This window comes from Flavobacterium nitrogenifigens (assembly GCF_003254565.1).
GTDB classification, from domain to species: domain Bacteria; phylum Bacteroidota; class Bacteroidia; order Flavobacteriales; family Flavobacteriaceae; genus Flavobacterium; species Flavobacterium nitrogenifigens.
On sequence record NZ_QJRI01000177.1, the window covers coordinates 191,751 to 216,732 of the forward strand.

General features: G+C 33.6%; 22 protein-coding genes. 15 read left to right on the top strand and 7 right to left on the bottom strand.

What is annotated here, in order from left to right; translation table 11 throughout:
• Positions 1-249 precede the first annotated feature (249 nt).
• Positions 250-1,221 carry a T9SS C-terminal target domain-containing protein gene (locus tag DM397_RS15335; protein WP_111378375.1) on the top strand — a complete coding sequence of 324 codons (972 nt, stop codon included), beginning with the start codon at positions 250-252 and terminating at the stop codon, positions 1,219-1,221.
• Here DM397_RS15335 and DM397_RS15340 read toward each other — a convergent pair.
• Positions 1,205-1,894, bottom strand: a complete 690-nt coding sequence (locus DM397_RS15340) for a DUF4386 domain-containing protein (RefSeq protein ID WP_111378376.1) — start codon at positions 1,892-1,894, stop codon at positions 1,205-1,207. The two genes, DM397_RS15335 and DM397_RS15340, sit on opposite strands and share 17 nt — an antisense overlap.
• Before the next feature lie 18 nt (positions 1,895-1,912).
• Positions 1,913-2,344, bottom strand: coding sequence for a DUF6326 family protein (locus DM397_RS15345; protein WP_111378377.1), 432 nt, complete (start codon positions 2,342-2,344; stop codon positions 1,913-1,915).
• Between the two features lie 202 nt (positions 2,345-2,546).
• Here DM397_RS15345 and DM397_RS15350 point away from each other — a divergent pair, with 202 nt between their 5' ends.
• From DM397_RS15350 to DM397_RS15360, 3 genes are all read left to right on the top strand, one after another.
• Entirely contained in the window at positions 2,547-4,409 is a 1,863-nt protein-coding gene (locus DM397_RS15350; RefSeq protein ID WP_111378378.1) for an ABC-F family ATP-binding cassette domain-containing protein, read from the top strand.
• Positions 4,410-4,509: 100 nt separating this feature from the next.
• On the top strand, positions 4,510-4,980 hold the full coding sequence (locus DM397_RS15355; protein ID WP_111378379.1) for an FKBP-type peptidyl-prolyl cis-trans isomerase: 471 nt from the start codon (positions 4,510-4,512) through the stop codon (positions 4,978-4,980).
• Between the two features lie 28 nt (positions 4,981-5,008).
• Entirely contained in the window at positions 5,009-5,788 is a 780-nt protein-coding gene (locus tag DM397_RS15360; protein ID WP_111378380.1) for an O-methyltransferase, read from the top strand.
• 52 nt (positions 5,789-5,840) lie between these two features.
• Here DM397_RS15360 and DM397_RS15365 read toward each other — a convergent pair whose 3' ends face one another.
• Positions 5,841-6,500: a hypothetical protein gene (locus tag DM397_RS15365; protein ID WP_111378381.1), complete on the bottom strand. Its 660-nt coding sequence runs from the start codon at positions 6,498-6,500 to the stop codon at positions 5,841-5,843.
• Positions 6,501-6,792: 292 nt separating this feature from the next.
• Between DM397_RS15365 and DM397_RS15370 the strand changes: the two genes are divergently transcribed.
• The 7 genes from DM397_RS15370 to DM397_RS15400 all read left to right on the top strand — a co-directional run bounded on the left by DM397_RS15370 (position 6,793) and on the right by DM397_RS15400 (position 16,538).
• Complete coding sequence (locus DM397_RS15370; RefSeq protein WP_111378382.1) at positions 6,793-7,485, top strand: ABC transporter ATP-binding protein; 693 nt, start codon at positions 6,793-6,795, stop codon at positions 7,483-7,485.
• Positions 7,486-7,620: 135 nt separating this feature from the next.
• The gene (locus DM397_RS15375) at positions 7,621-8,190 is read left to right on the top strand and encodes a cob(I)yrinic acid a,c-diamide adenosyltransferase (protein ID WP_111378383.1); all 570 of its coding nucleotides are present in this window, start codon (positions 7,621-7,623) and stop codon (positions 8,188-8,190) included.
• Between the two features lie 216 nt (positions 8,191-8,406).
• Complete coding sequence (locus tag DM397_RS15380) at positions 8,407-8,628, top strand: DUF2795 domain-containing protein (RefSeq protein ID WP_007138072.1); 222 nt, start codon at positions 8,407-8,409, stop codon at positions 8,626-8,628.
• A gap of 86 nt (positions 8,629-8,714) precedes the next feature.
• Positions 8,715-12,056, top strand: a complete 3,342-nt coding sequence (secA, locus tag DM397_RS15385) for a preprotein translocase subunit SecA (protein ID WP_111378384.1) — start codon at positions 8,715-8,717, stop codon at positions 12,054-12,056.
• Positions 12,057-12,261: 205 nt separating this feature from the next.
• Positions 12,262-12,606, top strand: a complete 345-nt coding sequence (locus DM397_RS15390) for a hypothetical protein (RefSeq protein WP_111378385.1) — start codon at positions 12,262-12,264, stop codon at positions 12,604-12,606.
• An 85-nt stretch (positions 12,607-12,691) separates the two neighbouring features.
• Positions 12,692-14,848, top strand: coding sequence for a TonB-dependent receptor (locus tag DM397_RS15395; protein ID WP_111378386.1), 2,157 nt, complete (start codon positions 12,692-12,694; stop codon positions 14,846-14,848).
• Positions 14,849-14,930: 82 nt separating this feature from the next.
• On the top strand, positions 14,931-16,538 hold the full coding sequence (locus DM397_RS15400) for a PepSY-associated TM helix domain-containing protein (RefSeq protein WP_111378387.1): 1,608 nt from the start codon (positions 14,931-14,933) through the stop codon (positions 16,536-16,538).
• An 87-nt stretch (positions 16,539-16,625) separates the two neighbouring features.
• Here DM397_RS15400 and DM397_RS15405 read toward each other — a convergent pair whose 3' ends face one another.
• From DM397_RS15405 to cysC, 4 genes are all read right to left on the bottom strand, one after another.
• Positions 16,626-17,288 carry a TrmH family RNA methyltransferase gene (locus DM397_RS15405; RefSeq protein WP_111378388.1) on the bottom strand — a complete coding sequence of 221 codons (663 nt, stop codon included), beginning with the start codon at positions 17,286-17,288 and terminating at the stop codon, positions 16,626-16,628.
• Positions 17,289-17,349: 61 nt separating this feature from the next.
• On the bottom strand, positions 17,350-18,318 hold the full coding sequence (locus DM397_RS15410; RefSeq protein WP_111378389.1) for a sulfotransferase family protein: 969 nt from the start codon (positions 18,316-18,318) through the stop codon (positions 17,350-17,352).
• Position 18,319: 1 nt separating this feature from the next.
• Positions 18,320-19,009, bottom strand: coding sequence for an aspartyl/asparaginyl beta-hydroxylase domain-containing protein (locus DM397_RS15415; protein WP_111378390.1), 690 nt, complete (start codon positions 19,007-19,009; stop codon positions 18,320-18,322).
• Positions 19,006-19,542 carry an adenylyl-sulfate kinase gene (cysC, locus tag DM397_RS15420; protein WP_111378391.1) on the bottom strand — a complete coding sequence of 179 codons (537 nt, stop codon included), beginning with the start codon at positions 19,540-19,542 and terminating at the stop codon, positions 19,006-19,008. Before cysC ends, DM397_RS15415 begins: the two co-directional genes overlap by 4 nt.
• 165 nt (positions 19,543-19,707) lie before the next feature.
• Between cysC and DM397_RS15425 the strand changes: the two genes are divergently transcribed.
• From DM397_RS15425 to DM397_RS15440, 4 genes are all read left to right on the top strand, one after another.
• Entirely contained in the window at positions 19,708-20,409 is a 702-nt protein-coding gene (locus tag DM397_RS15425) for an SIR2 family NAD-dependent protein deacylase (protein ID WP_111378392.1), read from the top strand.
• Complete coding sequence (locus DM397_RS15430) at positions 20,406-21,098, top strand: sterol desaturase family protein (protein WP_111378393.1); 693 nt, start codon at positions 20,406-20,408, stop codon at positions 21,096-21,098. Before DM397_RS15425 ends, DM397_RS15430 begins: the two co-directional genes overlap by 4 nt.
• A 68-nt stretch (positions 21,099-21,166) precedes the next feature.
• A complete protein-coding gene (purB, locus tag DM397_RS15435; protein WP_111378394.1) occupies positions 21,167-22,513 on the top strand; it encodes an adenylosuccinate lyase in 1,347 nt (448 codons plus the stop codon).
• A 169-nt stretch (positions 22,514-22,682) separates the two neighbouring features.
• Positions 22,683-24,920, top strand: coding sequence for a cation:proton antiporter domain-containing protein (locus DM397_RS15440; protein ID WP_111378395.1), 2,238 nt, complete (start codon positions 22,683-22,685; stop codon positions 24,918-24,920).
• The last annotated feature ends 62 nt before the right edge of the window (positions 24,921-24,982 follow it).

The window sequence follows — 24,982 nt, forward strand, 5'->3', positions numbered from 1 at the left end:
CAAATCTGATTTTAATTATGTACACAAACCTTCCTTAAATATGTCGTAGGCTTATGTTTTTATTTTTTTGCAAAAGTAGCCTAACGTAAAGGTAGGACACAAGCCAAAAAGAAAGAATTATCCTATCTTGTTACAAATAAAACCTTTTGGGGTTATCTCAAAAATGGGGTAAAAAGACATTTATAGCAATTTGCGCCCATTTTTCGGGCTGTAAACTCTATTTTTACTTTCTTAATAAACCTTAATCAAATGATTAGAATATTAGTACTTTGGGGCCTATTTATCTCTTCGGCTTATAGTCAAAATGAAGTGTACCTGGATGTGAAAACTAAAAAATATGATTCTTCATCAATAATAAACACTCGTAAATTCAGTCATAAAAACCTGAAATTAAAACCAGAATACTCCATACGTTTGAGCGATTCTATAAAAGAAACTTCTGGATTAATCGCTTTCGAAAATCTGCTTTGGACTCATAATGACGATCGTGACAAAACAATTTATGGATTAGATTCTTTGGGAAAAATTAAAAAGAAAATCGTTCTGGAACAGGCAGTAAACAACGATTGGGAAGAAATCTCGCAGGATAGTACACATATTTATATTGGAGATTTTGGAAATAATTATTCTGGAAATAGATCGGATTTAAAAATCCTTAAAATCGAAAAAAAATCTTTTTTTGAAGGCATTCCAAATATTGAAATCATTTTGTTTTCTTATTCTGACCAAACCGATTTTTCTCCTTCAAAACCAAACAAAACCAATTTTGATTGCGAAGCTTTTATTGTTTCTAAAGACAGCATTTATCTGTTTTCCAAACAATGGAAATCATCTAAAACCAATATTTACGTTTTGGCTAAACAAGAAGGAACACAAACTGCAAAACTCAAAGCCACACTTGACACCAAAGGTTTGGTTACTGGTGCAGCTTATTTAGAAGATAAAAAACTAATCACTTTGTGTGGATATACCAAAATTGGGAAGCCTTTTTTATACCTACTTTACGATTTTAAAAATCAGGATTTTTTGTCTGGAAATAAAAGACGAATCGATATAAAACTTCCTTTTCATCAAATAGAAGGAATTGCAACAAAAGACGGACTTCATTATTTTATGACAAATGAATCTTTGGTTCGAAAACCTATTTTAAACAATCCGCAGCAAATTCATTATTTTGATTTGAGTTCAGTTCTAAATCAATACATCAATCCGCAGAAATAGTTTTATTTTTTGCTCCCATTATCAAAAGCCATAAGCAAGTTCCTATTTCTCCAAGGCTTGCAGGAAGTCGCACATAAGATGATATTCCGAGTTCAGAATAATTAGGAAACAATGTATTTGCAAAGAAATTTATTAAATAGCCTAGACAGCCTAGCATTAATAATACTCCGAAAAATTTGGGAATTATTCCTGATTTGAAAATTAAATAACCAAGCGGAAAAAGCCAAAGTCCCCAAAATATCTGAACAATTAGATTTCCGTAATCATATTGATTTAGATAAAACATAACCTGTTCAGCATCTTTCTCATGGGAATTAATAATAGAAAGCACTGCAAATTTATTTTGCATATTTATAAAAGAAATTGGCACGCTTACAACTGCCAAAACAACCATATAAATAGCATAAGTTTGATTAACGGATTTTAGCAGTTTATAAAAAACAAAAGGCAAAAACAGAAAGAAAGTATAGCAAATTAGACCGCTTACGATACCAATTCTGAAGAGAAATTCAGATTGGACAATATTATTATAAGTCATCGAAGCATTATCCCAAACAATTAATTTGGAAGGAACATATCCTAGACTAAAAATTCCAGTTAATACAACTACTAAATATATTAAACCGGCAATTCTACCAGTATTTCTAAACGATACATTTGATTCTTGATTCATGCTTTTATCTTTTAAAATTTAAACCTTTTTTGGCCATTTCAATGCAGTCCAAAATATTACTGATGTCAGAACACTTTCTATTAATGCGAAAAAAACGTAAAAACTCCACCATGGCGCAATTGTCGTAAAGGCTATTAAAAGCATTATTAACGTATAAATAATTCCAAAAATGATATTGAGAAGACGGTTAAATTTTGGCTTTAAAACAACCGATGCAACAATCATTAATGCTGGAATTGCCATTAAAATTGCTGCAAGAAATAATTTTACTGGAGAATCAAGAAGTGTATCTCCACTTATAAAATCCTCTACTTTTTTAGGAACGTAAAGCGAGAAATAATCTCCATATACATAACAAAACATTACTGAAGTCCATAATGCCGCAAGTTTGATTTTGGGATTGATTCTAAAATCTTCGTAACCACTGGTATTTATTTGTTTCTCGCTCATGTTTTAAGGAATTAAATTGTAAATATGACGAATGTCGTCTTAAAATGTTACAATCGGTTTTTACAATCAACTTCCGTAGTGATTTTATAAAAGCATGGAAACCAGTTTTAAAACCCGTTTTTTTTCTCTAGTTCAAAAACCTATCTTTGCGCATTATTAGAATTTTAATTAATAGAGACTGATATTTCAGTTAAAAATCTTCATGAATTACTTATCTGTAGAAAATATATCAAAGTCATTTGGCGAAAGAGTCCTTTTTGACAACATTTCTTTTGGAATCAATAAAGACCAAAAAATCGCTTTTATTGCTAAAAATGGTTCAGGAAAAACAACCATCATGAGCATTATTAATGGATTGGAAGAACCAGATACTGGACAAGTTGTTTTACGAAAAGGAATCAGAATGGCATTTCTTTCTCAAGACAATAATCTTCAGGACGAACTTACGATTGAAGAAAGTATTTTTGCTTCAGACAACGAAACGCTTAAAGTGATTGAAGCTTACGAAAAAGCGTTAGAAAATCCTTCAGATGAAGAAGCTTACCAGAAAGCTTTTGACGCTATGGACCAGCATAATGCTTGGGATTTTGAAACACAATACAAACAGATTTTATTCAAATTAAAACTGGAAGATTTTAAACTTAAAGTGAAGAATCTTTCAGGAGGACAGAAAAAACGTCTTTCTTTAGCTATAATTCTAATTAACCGCCCAGATTTATTGATTCTAGATGAGCCTACCAACCACTTAGATCTTGAAATGATTGAATGGTTGGAAAGTTATTTTGCCAAAGAAAACATTACGTTGTTTATGGTAACGCACGACCGTTTCTTTTTAGAACGTGTCTGCAACGAAATTATCGAATTAGACAACGGAAAACTATACCAATACAAAGGGAATTATTCTTATTATCTACAGAAAAAAGAAGAAAGAATCACTTCTGAAAATGCAAGTATTGACAAAGCCAAGAACTTATTTGTAAAAGAATTAGAGTGGATGCGCCGCCAACCAAAAGCGAGAACAACCAAATCTAAATCACGTCAAGACGATTTTTACATTATTAAGGAAAAAGCGCAAAGCCGACGAAAAGAAAACAAAGTTGAGCTTGAAATTAATATGGAAAGAATGGGAAGCAAGATTATTGAGCTTCACAAACTTTCTAAAAAATTTAAAGACAGAGTTATTCTGGACAATTTCAGTTTTGATTTCCAACGTGGAGAAAGAATCGGAATTATTGGTAAAAATGGAACCGGAAAATCGACTTTCTTAAATCTGCTTACTGGGACAATTCCGCCAGACAGCGGTCGCGTTGTAAAAGGAGATACCATTAAAATTGGATATTATACACAGTCTGGAATCAATCCAAAACCTGGACAGCGTGTTATTGATATTATAAAAGAATACGGAGAATACATTCCGCTTACTAAAGGAAAGATTATTTCGGCTTCACAACTATTGGAGCGTTTTCTTTTTGATGCTAAAAAACAATATGATTATGTTGAGAAATTAAGCGGCGGAGAATTAAAACGTTTATATCTATGTACGGTTTTAATTCAGAATCCGAATTTTTTAATTCTTGATGAGCCAACAAACGATTTGGACATTGTAACGCTTAACGTTCTTGAAAGTTTCCTTTTAGATTATCCTGGCTGTTTATTGGTAGTTTCTCACGATCGTTACTTTATGGATAAAATCGTCGATCACTTATTTGTTTTTAGAGGTCAAGGCGAAATCGAGAATTTCCCTGGAAACTACTCTGATTTTAGAGCTTACGAAGACAGTGCAGATGTTACTCAAAAAGAAGAAAACAAGGCTGAAAAGAAAGATTGGAAACAAAATAATCCCACTGGAAATTTAAGTTTCAACGAACAAAAAGAATATCAAAAAATCGAAAGAGAAATAAAAGATCTTGAAGCTGAAAAAGCTAAAATCGAACAGTTATTCTCTGATGGAAAAGTTGCCGATGCTGATATTGAGAAAAAAGCGAATGAACTTCAAAATATCATAAACAAAATAGATGCAAAAGAAGAACGCTGGTTTGAACTTTCTGCTAAACTTGAAGGATAAGTTTTGTTTCACACCTCGGTCATGAGTGTTAATATACATAAACACTCACTGCAACTAGAAAACTAATTTATATATTTACGGCTTTTAAAATAAATACCACATGAAAAAATTATTAGCAGCATTTTCTATTCTTACATTTTTCATCTCTTGCTCAAGTGATTCAGGATTGGAAAGAATTCCAGAGAAAATAGATTATAGTGTTGAAAACGAAAAAGAAATTACAGATTATTTGACTAAAAATAATCTAACAGCACAAAAAACAAGTACTGGTTTGCATTATATTCTTACAGAAGAAGGAACAGGAAAACAACCTACTTTACAGTCAAATGTTACCGTTACGTATAAAGGCACTCTTACCAACGGAACTGTTTTTGACCAAAATGCATCTGGAGCAACTTTTCCATTAAACAAATTAATATTAGGATGGCAGCAAGGATTACAATTTTTTAAAGAAGGTGGAAGCGGTATCTTATTTGTTCCAGCACATTTAGGATATGGAAGCAGTAAGGTTCAAAACATTCCTGGTGGCTCTGTCTTAATTTTTGAAATAAAACTAGTTTCTGTAAATTAATCGATCTGAAGAACAAAACATTCTAAGAGTGCTGTTTCAAATACAATCTTATTTAAAATTTCTTTGGCATTCTAAAAACGAACACGCGGTTCATTCGCCATTTGTTTTTAGTCTGCTTACAAAATGTTTTTATGATAAGAAACCTAAACCTGAATACGACATTCTTAAAAAGTATAGAAAAACGCTTTTAGAGAATAAAAACTTTATTGAAGTAACCGATTTTGGAGCAGGATCGAGAGTTTTTAAATCAACCAGAAGACAAATTTCTAAGATTGCGCAAACAGCGGGAATTTCTCCAAAACGCGCCGAATTGTTGTTTAGAGTTACCAATTATTTTCAGCCTTCAACTATTCTAGAAATAGGAACTTCTTTAGGTTTAGCAACTTCTGCGTTGGCTTTAGGAAATCCAAAAGCTAAAGTGGTTACTATTGAAGGCTGTCCAAATACCGCAAATGTTGCCCAAAATCAATTGGCTGAATTTGATTGTAAGAATGTTGAAAATGTAATTTCAGAATTTGAATCTTTTTTAGTTTCTGAGAACATTCAAGCCACAAATTACAATCTGATATATTTTGACGGGAATCATTCTAAAAAAGCAACTTTGGCTTATTTTGATCTTTTACTGCCAACTATCGACAATGATTCTGTTTGGATTTTCGACGATATTCATTGGTCTCCCGAAATGGAAGAAGCTTGGGAAATTATTAAAAGTCACCCGAAAGTAAAAGTTACAATTGATACTTTTCAATGGGGATTTGTATTCTTCAGAAGAGAACAGCCCAAAGAGCATTTTATAATACGAGCATAAAAAAGACGATCATTTTTGATCGTCTTTTTGTTTAATTGAAAACATTAAAATCTTATTTTTTTGCGTCTTTGTTTTCTTCAGATTTAGCTCCCATTCTGTTTACAGTATACATTGGTGCAAACTTAACTTTCAAACCAGCAATTTTTCTGTTATCCTCAGCCGAAAGCCCTTCTTTTTCAACAGTATTTTTACGGCTGTCAAGCGCTTCGTACATTAATTTAATTTCATCCCAGTCTTCTCTAGAGTACCTGTCTTTATTATTTTCTACAGTATGTACAAATTGCTGATAAACACTATGAATATTTTGGGCATTCACCCAACTAAAACTCATATCGTCACCAATTTTTCCTGCGCCAAACAAAGCATCTCTTAACTGTTGTTTCGGACTAGGAGCTGGAGGGGCAAATTGGGCGGTCATTTCATCTCTAAATTCTTCGTACTTAATTTTACTTGCATTTACTTTTTCAGTCGCAGCAGCATTATCTTTGATATCTGCTAAAGCAGCTTGTGCTTCTTGAGATCTTCTGTCATATTCGGCTTCTACACTTTTCCAATTGTCTTTTAAATCGGCTGCTGCCACGTTTTTGACAGAGTCAACGTAGATTACATAGTTCTCAACTGTTTTTTGAGCTTTTTCTTGTTTTTCATCTTTACACGATGCAAACCCTAATACTACTAATGCAATTCCTATAGCTATTTTTATATTTTTCATAATCTTAGTTATTAATTAATTGATATATCAAATTTACTTAATACCAATTTCAATAAATTACATTATTATCACGTTTTCAAAACAAAAAACATCTTAAAACTATAAAACATTGAAAATAATGCGAATTACACAAAATTAAAGCTAAATCATATAACTATTTTGCTTTTAAAAATTATATTTTATTAATCGTTTCGATACGTTTATTCGCTTAAGTGATTTTGTAACAAAAACCAATTATCAACTACTTATTCAAAAGTGTTTTGTACTTTTAAATCCAAAATTGTAAACTCAAATGGCTGAACCATTAATTAAAATAACCGACATTAAGCGAAATTTTACTTTAGGAAACGAAATCGTTTATGTTTTAAAAGGAATAGATCTAGAAATACAAAAAGGCGAATATGTTGCTTTAATGGGGCCTTCCGGATCAGGAAAATCTACATTAATGAATTTATTAGGCTGTTTAGACACACCAACTTCGGGTCGTTATATTTTAAATGGAAAAGATGTCAGCAAAATGAAAGATGATGAACTGGCCGAAATCAGAAACAAAGAAATTGGTTTCGTTTTTCAGACCTTCAATCTTTTACCAAGAACAACTGCGCTTGACAATGTTGCTCTGCCCATGATTTATGCTGGTTATGGAAAATCTGAAAGAATTGCTCGTGCTACCGAAGTTTTAAAACAGGTTAATCTCGCAGACAGAATGGATCACCAGCCAAATCAGCTTTCTGGAGGACAGCGCCAGCGTGTTGCAGTTGCAAGAGCTTTGGTAAACAAACCATCGATTATTTTAGCCGATGAGCCCACAGGAAACTTAGACAGTAAAACTTCAGTAGAAATTATGAAGCTTTTTGGAGATATTCATGCCCAAGGAAACACTGTAATTCTTGTAACTCACGAAGAAGATATTGCCGCTTATGCGCACAGAATTATTCGTTTACGAGATGGATTAATCGAAAGTGATACAAGAAAATCTGTTTAATCGTTTAATCGCAAAAGAAAACTTATAATTTCAGCACGATCCTAACAGCTTTCGACATAGCAAAAAAAAATAAGCTCAAAGAAAGAAAAACTTAGAATCTCAGCATCTCAGAACCTTAGCATCTTAAAAAAAAAAATGAAAGTATATACCAAAACAGGCGATAAAGGCACAACGGCACTTTTTGGAGGAACTCGCGTACCGAAAGACCACATCAGAATTGACAGTTACGGGACTGTTGACGAACTAAATTCTTATATCGGATTAATCCGCGATCAAGAAATGGATTCACATTACAAAACCATTTTAATCGAAATTCAAGATCGCCTTTTCACAGTTGGTGCCATTTTGGCAACTCCACAAGAGAAAGAAGTTTTGAAAAATGGAAAACTTCGCTTAGAAAATCTTGGTATAATTGATTCGGATATCGAATTACTTGAAAACGAAATCGACAAAATGGACGAAAGCCTACCGCCCATGACTCATTTTGTTTTGCCTGGCGGGCATCCGACCGTGTCACATTGTCATATAGCGCGCTGTATTTGCCGTCGTGCGGAACGTTTAGCAGTACACTTAAGCCATAATGAACATGTTCCCGAAATAGCAATCACCTATTTAAACCGACTTTCTGACTACCTTTTTGTCTTGGCACGAAAGTTGTCCTCAGACTTAAAAGCGGATGAAGTGAAATGGATACCGCGTAAGTAAACAGTCTCAGTTTTCAGTTTTCATACTGCAAACTCACAAGAAAACTGAATACTTAAAAGTACAGTAATTAGTAGCAAACATCGGTTTTCATACTGCAAACTGCCACTGAAAACTGATTACTAATAAGGACGTTCTTAAATTTTATTAAAATAAATCAAAATTTACTTGTCTTTTTCAGTAAAAAATTTATTTTTGCACAAACTAAACAGATAACAGATGTATTGGACATTAGAATTAGCATCTTATTTAAGTGATGCGCCATGGCCTGCTAACAAAGATGAACTTATTGACTACGCCATTAGAGCAGGTGCTCCATTAGAGGTAGTAGAAAACCTTCAATCAATCGAAGATGAAGGCGAGATATATGAATCAATGGAAGAAATTTGGCCTGATTATCCAACAGACGAAGATTATCTTTGGAATGAGGATGAATATTAAAAAATAAACCAAAGGAAAAAGTCTCATCATGGAGACTTTTTTTTTGGTTCAAATACATATTATATAATAAAGAAATACAATAAATCATGAGTTTCATAAACAGTATTATTAAAGTCTTTGTAGGCGACAAGTCGCAGAAAGATGTCAAAGCTTTACAACCTTACTTAAACAAAATCAAGACATTCGAAGCTCCTCTAATGAGTCTATCAAACGATGAGTTAAGAGCTAGAACCGTTTATTTTAAAGATAGAATAAAAGAAGCTAGAGCTGACAAAGATGCTAAAATTGCTTCGCTTAAAGCGGAAGTTGAAAACATCGAAGACATCGATAAAAGAGAAGATATTTATGATGCAATAGATGCTCTTGAAAAAGAGGCTTATGAAATCTCTGAAAAAACTTTATTGGAAATTCTTCCAGAAGCCTTTTCTGTTGTAAAAGAAACGGCTCGTCGTTTTAAAGAAAACTCTCATATCGAGGTAACTGCAACTCCAAAAGACCGCGAATTCTCAGCAACAAAATCTTACATTACCATTGATGGCGAAAAAGCTATCTGGGCTAACAAATGGAATGCTGCTGGAAAAGACATCACTTGGGACATGATTCACTATGACGTTCAGTTAATTGGTGGTATGGTATTGCACGAAGGTAAAGTTGCCGAAATGCAAACGGGAGAAGGTAAAACTTTGGTTGCTACTCTTCCACTTTACTTAAACGCTTTGACAGGAAACGGAGTTCACTTAGTAACGGTGAACGACTACTTAGCAAAACGTGATAGCACTTGGAAAGCGCCTTTATTCGAATTCCACGGTTTATCTGTTGACTGTATCGATAATCACCAGCCAAGTACAGAGCAAAGAAAAAAAGCATACGACGCCGATATCACTTACGGAACTAACAACGAGTTTGGTTTCGACTACTTAAGAGATAACATGGCGCACTCTCCAAGCGATTTAGTTCAACGAAAACACAATTTTGCAATTGTCGACGAGGTTGACTCTGTATTAATTGATGACGCTAGAACACCACTTATCATTTCTGGACCAGTTCCTCAAGGAGATCGTCATGAATTCAACGAATTGAAACCAAAAATCGAAAACTTAGTTGCACAACAACGTCAGTTAGCAAATGGTTTCTTAGCTGAAGCTAAAAAATTAATCAAAGAAGGAAATACTAAAGAAGGTGGTTTCTTATTATTAAGAGCTTACAGATCTTTACCTAAAAATAAAGCATTAATTAAATTTTTAAGTGAAGAAGGAATTAAACAATTGCTTCAAAAAACTGAAAATCAATACATACAAGATAACAATCGCGAAATGCACAAAGTAGACGAAGCTTTGTATTTTGTGATTGAAGAGAAAAATAACCAAGTAGAATTAACAGACAATGGTATTAAATACCTTTCTGGAGATACTGATGCAGATTTCTTTGTTTTACCAGACATCGGAACAGAAATCGCAGCGATTGAAAAACAAAAACTTGATAAAGATTCTGAAGCGGAAGCTAAAGAAAGATTATTCCAAGATTTTGGAGTAAAAAGCGAGCGTATTCATACTCTTACTCAACTTTTAAAAGCGTATGCTTTATTTGAAAAAGATGTAGAGTACGTTATCATGGACAACAAAATTATGATTGTCGATGAGCAAACAGGTCGTATCATGGATGGTCGTCGTTATTCTGACGGTCTTCACCAAGCGATCGAAGCTAAAGAAAATGTAAAAATCGAAGCTGCAACTCAAACTTTTGCAACCGTTACATTACAGAATTATTTCAGAATGTACAGCAAATTAGGCGGTATGACGGGTACTGCTGTTACAGAAGCTGGTGAGTTATGGCAAATCTATAAATTGGATGTTGTTGAAATTCCAACAAATCGCCCAATTGCAAGACACGATAAAGAAGATTATATCTACAAAACTACACGTGAGAAATTCAACGCTGTAATCGAAGACGTTACAGAATTATCACAAGCTGGAAGACCTGTATTGATTGGAACAACTTCTGTAGAGATTTCAGAATTATTAAGCCGTATGCTTAAAATGAGGGGAATCACACACAACGTATTGAATGCTAAAATGCACAAGCAAGAAGCGCAAATCGTTGAAGAAGCTGGTAAAGCGGGAGTTGTAACTATTGCAACAAACATGGCTGGTCGTGGTACCGATATTAAATTATCGCCAGAAGTAAAAGCTGCCGGAGGTTTAGCAATCGTTGGTACAGAGCGTCATGATTCTCGTCGTGTAGACAGACAGTTACGTGGTCGTTCTGGTCGTCAAGGAGATCCAGGAAGTTCTCAATTCTATGTTTCTCTTGAAGATAACTTAATGCGTTTATTCGGTTCTGAAAGAGTTGCGAAAGTAATGGACAGAATGGGATTGAAAGAAGGTGAAGTTATTCAGCATTCTATGATGACTAAATCTATCGAACGTGCTCAGAAAAAAGTAGAAGAAAACAACTTTGGTGTTCGTAAACGTTTATTAGAATATGATGACGTAATGAACTCTCAACGTGAAGTAGTTTACAAACGTCGTCGTCACGCATTGTTCGGAGAGCGTTTGAAACTGGATATTGCGAACATGCTTTATGATACTTGCGAATTAATTGTAAGCAATAATAAAGTGGCTAATGATTTCAAAGGATTTGAATTTGATTTAATTCGTTATTTCGGAATCACATCTCCAATTTCTGAAGCTGATTTCACGAAATTAAATGATATCGAAGTTACTGGAAAAGTATACAAAGAAGCTTTAGCATTCTATACTGAAAAAACAGAAAGAAGCGCAAGAGAAGCTTTCCCTATTATCAAAGGAGTTTACGAAGAGCCAAACAATCATTTTGAAAGAATTGTAGTTCCATTTACAGACGGAATCAAAACTTTGAATGTGGTTACTGACTTGAAAAAAGCTTACGATAGCGAAGGCGCTCAATTAATTGCTGATTTTGAGAAAAATATCACGCTTTCTATTGTTGATGAAGCTTGGAAAAAACATTTACGTAAAATGGACGAATTGAAACAATCTGTTCAATTGGCTGTTCACGAGCAAAAAGATCCATTGCTTATTTACAAATTAGAAGCTTTCAATTTGTTTAGAGGAATGTTAGACAACGTTAACAAAGAAGTTATTTCATTCTTATTCAAAGGTGATTTACCAGCTCAAAACGTTCCTGAAATTCACGAAGCAAGAGAAGTTCGTCAAAAAGAAAATTTACAATTAAGTAAAGACGAAATTCCAAACAGCGAGAGCATGAATCGTGAGGCCGGAGAAACTCAACAACGCCAAGTTACTGAAACTATCGTTAGAGATATGCCAAAAATCAACAGAAATGATACTGTTGTAGTTCAAGAAGTTGCTACTGGTAAAACAGAAACAATGAAGTACAAAAAAGCAGAAGCTTTAATCGCTGAAGGAACTTGGATTTTAATTAACTAATAATTTCTATTTCAAATAGCAAACACAAGTAGACCCGACAGATTTCAAAAATCTGTCGGGTTTTTCTTTTCTAATGCCTCCAGTTGTCCTTTTTTTTATACTAAATGACAAAAATCGTTCTTGTAAATAAATTTAAAATGTATTTTTGCTCTCGAAAACAACGAAACCTATTTTGAAACGACTTATCGTCATATTTCTTTCTTGCATGCTATTAGTCCCTTCTTTTGGCAGTTTCTTTGTTTATACCTCATTCAAATTAAATCAGGAAGAAATTTCGAAAACAATCTGTGTACAACGCAAAATGGTTTTCAATAGCTGTAATGGTCGTTGTGAACTTCAAAAAAGCTTAAAAAAATACGCAGACAACGAAAAAAGAATGCAAAACAATCTGAAAGAAAAAGCAGAAGTAGTTTACATTCAAACTTCAATCCTAAACAATTTCAAATTAACGGGACTTATCGAATCAAAAGCAAAAATTTTTGCTTCATTTGATAAAAAGCCTATTGCAATTGCAAATTCAATTTTTCACCCTCCATCCTATTTTATATAAATTTTAAAAAGTCAAAATTCTAAGACTTGTAGTTTGCTTACGGCCTAAATCCTATAGCTTACAGCTTTAATTTATATAATTCAAAATGAAAAAAATATACTTTACCCTATTAATCATAGGGCAATGTGTCTTTGCACAAAACAAAACCGAGCAAGACACAACAAAGCAAGAACTTGAAAATGTTTTTGTAACGGCAAATCGTACAGCAACTTTGAGAAAAGAAACTCCAGTTGCCATCAGTAAATTGACAGCAAAAACTATTAATGAAACCAAGGCTACAGCAGTTTACGAAATCATAAATAAAACTCCCGGAGTCTTGATGGTAAATCTAGGAAACGAACAGCACATGATGTCTATTCGTCAGCCTATGACCACAAATGCTTATTATTTATATCTGGAAGACGGATTGCCAATTCGTCCAATGGGAATTTTCAACCACAATGCATTATTGGAAATAAATCAATACAATCTGCAAAGTATTGAAGTTGTGAAAGGTCCTGTTTCTTCTTTATACGGGCCAGAAGCTGTTGGCGGAACTATTAATTTAATTTCGATAAAACCTCCTGTTGATCCTGAGTTTAAATTCGGGATCCAAGCTGATAATTATGGTTACAGAAGATTTCAGGCCGCAGGTGGCGCCACAATTGGAAAAGTTGGTTTTCATATTGCAGGAATTTCTAGTTTGCAAGAAAATGGCTGGATGACTTATTCTGATTACAATAAAGATAATTTGAATGCTAGAATTGATTACAACATCTCGTCTTCTACCCGACTGATCAGCAGTACGATGTATGGAAAATATTATTCTGACATGAGCGGAACTGTTAACGAGGAAGCTTTCAACAACAGAACTTATAAAAGCACTTCTGATTTCACGTATAGAAAATCAGATGCCTTACGAACTCGTTTAACATTAGAACATGACTGGAATAGCAATTCTAGCAGTTACATTACTGCTTATTTACGTGACAATAAATTAGGTCAAAATCCATCATACGGAATCAAATGGAGTCCGACTGTAAATCCAACAGCAGCCAAAGGTGAAGTAAATTCAAACAACTTTAAAAGCTATGGCGCAATCGGACAGCACACTCAAAAGTTTGATTTTTTAAGCACCAAACTTGCGGCTGGAGCTTTATATGATTATTCTCCTGTAACGTATTGGTCGTATGTAATTGATTTAAAAGCCAATTTGAATCCAGGACAGCCAGGAAAACAAACGGTAGATTCGTATGAAATCATTGCCGAACATCCTGATTCTAAACTTTCAGATTATACGGCCGATATTTTTAACACTGCGGGTTATGCGCAAATTAGTTTCAATCCAATTGAGAAATTAATTGTTACTGTTGGCGGACGTTATGACAATATGAAAGTGAATTATGATAATGCCATTGATCTTTCTACAGGAAGCAAAGTATATGACAAATTTACTTTTAAAGCTGGAGCTAATTACAATCCTGTAGAATTTGCGGGGTTTTATGGCAATTATTCTCAAGGTTTTGCGCCTCCGGGAATTACTTCAATTTTCAGAGCTAAACCCGGAACCGGTGGTACATCTGGTGTTCCTGCTGAATTTTATTACAACCTAAAACCTGCAGATTTTGATAATTATGAAATTGGCGGATGGCTTTCTTTCTTCCAAAACAAATTAAACTTTGATTATGCATTTTATTATATGGAAGGAAAAAATGAATTATTAAACATCAAACTTCCAGATAATTCTACAGATTATCGCTCGGCAGGAGAAACGCGTCATAAAGGAATCGAGTTTGGTGCTTCATACAAACCATCAAAACAATTCAATATTCGTCTTGGTGGTACATACGCGCAACATACTTATATTGATTTTAAACTTTCAGATAAACCATCAGATCCTATTCAGGATTTAAACGGAAAAGAAATGCCTTCAGCTCCAAAATGGTCTGGAAATTCAGAAGTTACTTATTATCCGAACTGGCTTCCAAATTTGAGAACTTCAATCGAATGGCAACTCGTAGGCAGTTATTATCAAGATCAAATCAATACGGTAAAATATGACGGCTATAACATTTTCAATGCCCGAATTGGTTATCAATGGAAAAAAATTGAGGTTTATGGAAATGTGCTAAATCTTACTGACAAATTGTACGCTTACAATGTTACCAGAACCAATGTTGCCAATGCTCAGCCAACTTATACTGCCGCAGCACCTAGAACTTTTGTATTCGGAATTCAATATAATTTTTCATTAAAAAAATAATATTTAGCCACAGATTAAAATGATTAACACAGATTAAATAATCTTTTCTAATCTTTTAAATCTGTGGCAAAAAAAATTAACTATGAGTAAAGAAACACATAAAAAATCTTCGCAAATCCCGAAGACTTTCGGGACCAAATTCATCAAAAGAGTCAAACAAAACATGTACAAATGGCATCGTGTTATTGGGTTGATTACAATTGTTCCTGTAATTTTCTGGACATTTTCTGGTTTGATGCATCCATTTATGGCGCACTTTTTCAAACCTGAAATTGCTCATGACAAAATCGAACAAGCCATTATCGATAAAAATCAATTGCATTATTCTATTCAGGAAGTTTTACTGAAAAATGAAATATCGCAATTCAAAAATTTTAGAATTGTCACTTTTAATAATTCAACTTATTATCAAGTAAAAACTATTCTTGGCGAGCTTTGGTATTATGATGCCTCAAATGCTAAAAAACTAGAAAACGGAGATAAAAAATACGCTGAATGGCTGTCTCGTTATTTCTTAGATGACCAAAAAAATCCTGTAAAACACAGCGAAGTTGTAACCGAATTTACCTCACAATACAAATATGTAAATCGTTATTTGCCTGTTTATAAATTAAGTTTTGATCGCCCCGATGGTATGCAGGTATATGTAGAAACCTCATCTAGTAAATTGGCAACTTATAATCCGATTTCTAGACAAGCTTTTATATGGTTTTTCGACACATTTCATAACTGGTCTTTTATAGATGCCATAAGCAACAATAGCATCCGAATTATTACGATGATTTTTTTATTATCAGTTATTGGATTTTCTGCCTTGAGCGGTATTCTAATCTATGGTTTGCTTTGGAAACAATTCAAAAAAACAGATAGTTTAACGCCAAAAAAAGGATTGAGAAAATACCATCGTCAAATTGGAATCTGGGTTTCGCTTTTCACTTTGACTTTTGCTTTTAGCGGTGCGTATCATGCTACTACAAAATGGGCGCCTTACACGTTATCGCAAATGGTTTACGAACCGACTTTTGTGACCAAAGAAATTCCTAATGCAAACAATAATTTTAATGTAGATTGGAATCGTTTTCAAAACATCAGTTTAATTACATTGAATGACACGACTTATTACAGATGTCAATTGCTTGAAAAGGAAACAAAAAGATTCAAAATACCAAAATCAGATTCGAAATGGAATAAAAAAGAAGATTCAAAATCTGAAGTGGTTTACATTAATGCAACAACAAATAAAGTTGCACCAAATCTGGATTTGGAATATGCTGAGTTTTTAGCTTATTATTTTACTGACGGAGCTCCAAAAGCTTCTTGTTGTGAAATGATTGATACTTCAGAAGATGATTCTCAACCTTCTTTTGAAAATATAAAATTGCTTGAGTCAAAAGTTTTAACCGATTTTGATAGCAGAGAATATGGTTTTGTAAACAAAAGGCTTCCTGTCGTGAAATTGGCCTATGACACGCCAGAAAAAACAACTTATTTTATTGAAACCTCAACATCAAGATTGGCTGCAGTTGTCAATAATTCAGATCGAGTTGAAGGCTATTCTTTTGCCATTCTTCATAAATTTTTATTTATGGATTGGGCAGGAAAAAATATTCATGATCTGGCAACAGTTTTAGCTGCTTTGTCGATTCTAATTGTTAGCATTTTAGGTTTTGTTCTTTTTCTGAAAAAGTAAATAAAAGGTTCTGAGGCACTAAGATTCTAAGGTTCTAAGAAAAAAACTTAGCATCTCAGAATCTTAGCATCTTAGAACCTTAAAAAATTATTTCGGATTATCTTGGTAATAACGAGCTTCTATTCTTTTAATATCTCGAATTGAGTTTTTAGCCCAATCTAAACGTTTTACCAAAATTTCTTCTTCAGACAATTTCCAATCGATATCAGATCTTCTAAGTCTGTTCGTTAAGCTTTGAATGATAATTGCGGCAGAAACAGAAATATTTAAACTTTCTGTGAAACCTACCATTGGTATTTTTAAGAAACCATCGGCGTTGTCCATAATTTCTTTTGACAAACCTTCTTTTTCAGTTCCGAAGAATAAGGCGCTTGGTTTTGTAATATCGAAATCTTCCAACATGCAGTCTTTCTCGTGTGGAGTTGTTGCAATAATTTGATATCCTTTACTTCTCAAATCAGAAAGACATCCTGACACCGAATCAAATCGATTAATGTCAACCCATTTTTGCGCACCTAAAGCAATTTCTTTATCGATTCTTTTTCCAAAACGCTGCTCAATTACATTTAATTCCTGAATTCCAAAAACTTCGCAGCTTCGCATTACTGCGCTTGTATTATGCATCTGATAAACATCTTCTACTGCAACTGTAAAATGTTTTGTTCTATTTTCTAGTACTTTTAAAAAATTAGCTTTTCTATTATCAGTTAATATGTTTTCTAAGAATGCGAGATAATCTAAATCAATCATTTTATTTAAGTTTGGCGCAAAAATACATAAATTAAAGAGAAAGACGTCTTCGTCTAAATTTTCAACGCGCTAAATCTTCAATGAAATTGGCATTAAGCTTTTCATGAAGCAGATTAACTTCACTCAAATTCACAGACAAAACATCATCTTTATAAGAGTCTCCCGTAAAAACAGCATTTTCATTTTTAGAATGCTTTTTAAGACGCTCCAACATTAGATTTATTTCGTTTTCAGAAAAATCGACATCAATAAAAGATACAAATCGTTCAATGACATTTTTCATTCCATCATTGTAATTGAGCATAATTACATTGTTGTCAATTTCATAAAAATCCAGAAAACCTTGAAAATACTTTTCTAAAACCAAAGCTTGATATTGCTGTAAACTCAGCTCTTGAATTTCTTTAGAAGCAATTCCAAAAACGCTTGACGGAATTATATTTGGCACCATATGCATACCCGCTTGCTTTTGATGCGATCTTAAAACTTCTCCTGGATTTCGATATAATAACGCGAAAGGAATTTCAGGAAAAACCGACCTAAGATAAGAAGCCTTAAAAATACTCCAAGCATCCAGCTTTATAATGAGATTCTTTTGTTCTGGAAATCTCTTCTGACCAAGCAATCTAATAACCGATTCGAGCAAAACCGTTTTGGTATCTTCATCAAAAAAATTACTTCTTAAAATATCATCAATAATAGGAGCCTCAGAAACCATAATGTTTTCTGCTGAAGTTGCCAAAGACTGACTCAACATAGTAGATCCGCATCTTGAGACATGAAAAACCAATCCTTTCAATTCTACAAAATCTAGTTTTTTAGACCAATCAATCAGATTTTCTGGTGTGCTTACTAATTTAAACGGCTTTGAATTATAGTTATGACTTTTACATTTCGCAATTGTTTCTTCAAAAAAAGGATCTGCAAAAGGAATGTCCGAAAAATAAATCCATTCAAAATAAACTTCGTTTTCTTTTTCAATCAGTTTAATCGGAATCCAATTTGAAATAAAATCTTTTACATTTTCCATCTTACGAGTTCATTTGTGATTGAAGTTCGGCAATAATTTTAGCATTAGTTTCAGATGGATTTCTTGAAAGCTCCTCAATAATCTGCTGTTTTACCTCATCTGAATACTGCATTTTGGGCACAAAATTCACATCAAAACCCATTTTAGAAAACAATTTATCAGACCAATCATTTCTTATGCAATCGAGCGTTAAGTGAATTCTAGGTTCTGAACTTTTATTCTGAACACTATGCGGTAATTGAAAATTGGCATACCAGCATTCTCCCATTTTCATTGGAACTAGTTTTTTATCTACATAAAAATAAACTTCAGAGTTCGTAACAATAGGAACATGAATCCTGAAAAAACCATCTTCATACGAAGTATCATTATCTACGTGTTCTTTAATCTCACTATCAGGACCGAGCCTTAACAATCTTACAGTTTCCTTTTCGCACTCAAACCAATCCATTATTTCTTTAAAATAAGGACAATTGTCAAGCAAAGGCGTATTTTTATATTCTTTATCAGCAAAAGAAAGTATATCGGTTTCTAAACCAGATTGTGATCGCAAAGAAACACTTGTCCATTTTCCTTCATAGCGATAGGTATTAAAGTGCGGTGTCCATAAATTAGTTTCGCAAGTCAATAAATCGTTTTGCAGTTTTTCTATCGAAAAAGAAATGGGAAGCTGACAAGAAGAAGGATTCATAAACTTTGAAAATTTAAATTGCTAATTATAAAATTGTACAGTTTATTGGCAGAAACCGAAACCGTTTCTGAATCTGTTTTTAATACTAAATCTGCTTTTTCCGGAATTTCAAAAACATCACTTATCCCCGTAAAACTTCTAATTTTATTTTGATCGTGATCTGGCAACAAAGCTCTTTTGTATAATCCCTTTGGATCTCTTTCAATCAAATTCGCAATAGAACAATCTAGAAATACTGTTTTTACAAATTCAAAAGCTCTTAATTCGTTTCTAACATTTTCATAAGGATTTATAACCGACATCAGAACGATTTTATTTTCCTCAATCATGCTTCGCCCAACGTTAAAAAGGCGTCGTACATTTTCGCAACGGTCTTCTTTAGAAAATCCTAAATCTTTACAGATTGTCTGCCTGTAAACATCGCCATCTACTATTTCAGCTTCGTAATTGTTTTGAAGCAATAAATGTCTGACATTCTCCGCCAATGTTGTTTTTCCTGAACCTGACAGCCCTGTAAATTGAATTAAAATCATACTGAAACGCTTTTACCAAACAGAACATTAAAATTAAACAATTCAGAAAGAGAGACACAGCGTATAAACCCCCATTATTTTATCCAAAAAATTGCAGTCTCTCCTTACTATTTACTTAACATTTGAATAAAGAAATCACTATTTTTATCTTTTAAAAAACTAAGAATGAAAAAGAAACTTGTTGTTTTAACAGGAGCAGGAATCAGTGCCGAAAGCGGCATAAAAACTTTTCGCGATAGCGATGGTTTATGGGAAGGACATGATGTAATGGAAGTTGCCACTCCAGAAGGCTGGCATAAAAATCAGGAATTGGTTCTAGATTTCTACAATAAAAGACGCCAACAGTTAAAAGAAGTAAATCCGAATTTGGGCCATATCATTTTGGCTCAATTGGAGAAAGACTTCGATGTACAAATTATCACTCAAAATGTTGACGATCTTCATGAACGCGCAGGAAGCACAAACGTTTTACATTTGCATGGCGAATTGCTAAAAGTGCGAAGCACTCAGAATAAAAACCTGATTTTAGATTGGACAGAAGATTTGCTTACTGGAGATTTTGATGCAAACGGATATCAATTGCGCCCACATATTGTTTGGTTTGGTGAAGAAGTTCCGGCATTAGAACAAGCCATTGACATTACCGAAACTGCAGATTATTTTGCTGTAATTGGAACTTCTTTGCAAGTTTATCCTGCCGCTGGATTAATTTCTTATACTCCAAGCACAACTCCTGTTTTTTATATAGATCCGAAACCTATTTCAATTCCGAACCTACGCAATAAAGTTGAAACCATTGCCAAATTTGCTTCTGAAGGGGTTGCCGATTTGAGAGAAAAATTATTGAACTTAGAAAAAACTACATGATTTTTGAAAGCTGGTTACAGCAACTAACTCAATTTAATCTATTCTGGCTCTTTGTTTTCTTTTTATTAGAAAACTCGGTGCTAGTCGTTTTATCTGTTTTAGTTGGAAAAATAATAGAACCCGAAAACACTTTTTTAAAGCATAAAGATCAAAAATGGGTGCTTTCTACGTTGCTTTGCAACACATTTATCACTTTAATTGGCTTTGAATTGTACCATTATGGAATAATGAAAATAGATTTTTCAGCTTCTATTAAACTTATCATTTTTGATACACTTTTATTAATTCTTTTGATGGATCTTTTCATGTTCATCTTTCATTTTCTGGTTCATCATTTAAAATGGATGTATCCTATTCATAAACTGCATCACACTCATATTGAAACCAATGTTTACAGTTTGTATGTCCTTCACCCAATAGAAACTTTAGGTTTTGGTTTTATATGGCTGTTTTTAATTACGATTTTAAAGTTTAATTATCTAAGCATCATTATTTATCTCATTCTAAATCTATCTTATGGAATATTTGGACATTTAAAAAAAGACATATTTCCGTCTTTCTGGTACCGCAATTACTTCACAAAATGGATTTCGACGACTAAATTTCATAATGATCATCATAAAAATGAATCTCATAATTACGGTTTTTACTTCACAATCTGGGATAAAATTTTCAAAACCATAATTTAAGCATCAATATAGCTTTCAGAAGTTTTAACAATACCTTATATTTGCACCTTTCGAAAAACAACATAACAATGACTACTCTAAACGAATTGAATGCTATATCACCAATTGACGGAAGATATAGAAATAAAACTCAAAATTTAGCACCTTTCTTCTCTGAAGAAGCTTTAATAAAATACCGCGTTTTGGTTGAAGTGGAATACTTCATTGCTTTATGCCAAATTCCATTGCCTCAACTACAAGGTATTGATTCTAGTTTGTTTGAAAGCTTGAGAAACATTTACAAAAATTTCTCAACTGAAGATGCACTTTGGATTAAAGAAACAGAAAAAGTAACCAATCACGACGTAAAAGCGGTTGAATACTTTATTAAAGATGCATTTGAGAAATTAGGTTTATCTCAATACAAAGAGTTCATTCACTTCGGATTAACGTCTCAAGATATTAACAATACTGCCATTCCTCTTTCTACAAAAGAAGCGTTTGAGCAAGTTTATATGCCAACTTTAATTGCTGTAATTGCAAAATTAAAAGAACTAAGCGTTGAGTGGAAAGATATTCCAATGTTAGCTCGCACGCACGGACAGCCTGCTTCTCCTACTCGTTTAGGAAAAGAAATCTTGGTTTTCGTAGAGCGTTTAGAAGAGCAGATGCGTTTATTATTCAATATTCCGTTTGCTGCTAAATTTGGAGGAGCGACTGGAAATTTCAATGCGCACCACGTAGCATATCCGCAAATTGACTGGAAACAATTCGGAAATAAATTTGTTGAAACAGATCTTGGTTTAAAACATTCTTTCCCAACAACTCAAATTGAGCATTACGATCATTTTGCTGCTTTCTTTGATGCCTTGAAAAGAATCAATACCATTATCATCGATTTAGATCGTGATATCTGGACGTATGTTTCAATGGATTACTTCAAACAAAAAATCAAAGCTGGAGAAATTGGTTCTTCTGCAATGCCGCACAAAGTAAACCCAATTGATTTTGAAAATTCTGAAGGAAACCTAGGAATTGCAAATGCTATTTTTGAACATTTAGCGGCAAAATTACCAGTTTCAAGATTACAGCGTGATTTAACTGACAGTACTGTTTTACGTAATGTTGGTGTTCCGTTTGGACATACGGTTATTGCTTTTGAAGCGACTTTGAAAGGTTTAAATAAATTACTTTTAAACGAAAGTAAATTTGCTGAAGATTTAGAGAAAAACTGGGCAGTAGTTGCTGAAGCTATTCAGACTATTTTGCGTCGTGAAGCTTATCCAAATCCGTACGAAGCTTTAAAAGGCTTAACAAGAACTAATGAAGCAATCGACAAAAATGCCATTCATAATTTCATTGCAACTTTAGAAGTTTCAGATGCCGTTAGAGCCGAATTATTAGCTATAACTCCTAGTAATTACACAGGAATCTAAGAAAAATACCAAATATTTTACCAAAAAAAGCTATCTTTATCGAGATAGCTTTTTTTTATTAAATCCAGAGGCAAATCCAGATTACACTCCTTTTATTATAATTGGAGTTAATGAATTTCATTTGAAATAAAAAGCTGGATCAGCCGCTAAAAAAATACCACTTTTTTATATGATTGCATTAAATGCCGCTGCAGAAACCACACACCACTTACAACCTTTAATTAGTGATTTAGGATTAATCCTGATGACTGCCGGAATTGCCGTTCTATTATTTAAAAGATTAAAACAGCCTTTGGTTTTAGGTTACCTGATTGCAGGATTTCTAGCTGGAAACCATTTTGATTTTTTTCCCTCTATAACCGACATGAAAAGTGTTGAAGTTTGGGCCGAAATTGGGGTTATATTTTTGCTTTTTAGTTTAGGACTCGAATTCAGCTTTAAGAAACTAATGAAGGTTGGAGGGACTTCGTCTGTTACCGCCATAACCCAGATTCTGTTTATGACCGTAATTGGTTACGCAGTCGGACAATGGATGGGTTGGGGAAAAATGGACAGCATTTTCTTGGGCGCAACACTTTCTATTTCCTCCACAACCATTATCATCAGAGCGTTTGACGAACTCGGTGTAAAAGGAAAAAAGTTCGTTGGAATTGTCTTCGGAGCTTTAATCGTTGAAGATATTGTCGCTATCTTAATGCTTGTTTTACTGTCAACTATTGCCGTGAGCGATCAGGTTTCTGGAACCGCATTACTGCAATCTGTTTTAAAACTTATTTTCTTTTTAATTATCTGGTTTTTAGGAGGGATTTTTATCATTCCAACTATTTTCAAAAAAGCAAAACATCTCTTAACAGACGAAATGCTGCTGATTATCTCATTAGCCTTATGTTTAATGATGGTAATTTTTGCTTCAAATGTAGGTTTCTCTCCAGCGTTAGGTGCTTTCATTATGGGATCTATTATTGCTGAAACTACGATGGCAGAAAAAATTGAACATTTAATTCAGCCTGTAAAAGATTTTTTTGGTGCCGTTTTCTTCGTATCTGTCGGGATGTTAATCAATCCGGTTACTTTGATAAACTATGCACTCCCGGTGGCTATAATTACTTTATTGACCATCTTCGGAAAAGCCTTCAGTTCTTCTATCGGAGCATTAATTTCTGGTCAGCCATTAAAACAATCGGTTCAAACTGGAATGAGTTTGGCGCAAATTGGAGAGTTTTCTTTTATTATTGCCACTCTCGGAATGTCATTAAAAGTTACAAGCGATTTCTTATACCCAATTATTGTGGCTGTATCTGCAATTACCACATTTACAACTCCGTTCTTAATTAAATATTCGGAAGGATTTGCGCTATTTTTAGAAGCAAAAATGCCAAAAAGATGGGTTAAAAACATTAACCGTTATAGTGTGAATGCGCAAGCCATTAAGTCTGTCAGCACTTGGCAAATTGTACTTCGTTCTTCGATTACACAAATTATTCTTCATACTATTATTATTACGGCCATTATATTATTGTCTTCTAAATTTGTAGCGCCCTTGGTTGCCGACACAAGATTCGGAAATACTTTAGCTGCTTTGCTTACGCTAGTTGTAATTGCACCATTTTTATGGGCGCTTTCGCTTCGTCGTGTAAAAGTTGATGAAGTTGAAGCCCTTTGGGAAGAGCGTAAATATCGTGGTGCACTTTTAATGCTGATTTTGATAAGAATGAGTCTTGGTTTATTCTTTGTCGGGTTTTTATTGAATATTTTCTTCTCTCCTTTAGTGGCTTTCGTAGCACTTATCATTGCAATTGGAGCTTATCAAATTTTCCCTAAAAAACTAAATGAGCAATACCATAAAATTGAAAATCACTTTTTGAAAAACCTTAATGATCGTGAAAACAAAAAGATCGACAGAAGATATGCCAATTTAATGCCGTGGGACGGACACATGTCTTTCTTCGAAATTAAAAAGGAATCTAATCTGGTTGGACAAACTTTACAAGAACTCCGAATTCGTGAACAGCTCGGAATTAATATCGCCTATATTAAACGAGGTGAAGTTACCATTCCGATTCCGACCAAAACAGAACGTTTATTCCCAGGCGACGAAATTTGCGTAATTGGAACTGATGCACAAATTACAGAATTCACAAAATTCTTAACTCAAAACGAAACCGAACCACCTACAAAAGTAGAAGAAACCGATATTGTTTTACGCCAGCTTGAAGTTTCTCAAGACGAGTTCGTCCAAAAAAGCATTGGACAATTCAGAGCCAAAACAGACGGAATGGTGGTAGGAATTGAACGAAATGGAAACCGTATTCTAAATCCAGAATCTAGTTTAATCTTAGAGAAAAATGACATTCTATGGGTTGTTGGAGATAAGAAAAAAATGAATGCTTTGTTGGCAGCTAAGTAAGGTGCTAAGATTCTAAGCTTTCTATAGAAGGCGTTGAAATTTTCATAAACTGAAAATCTCAA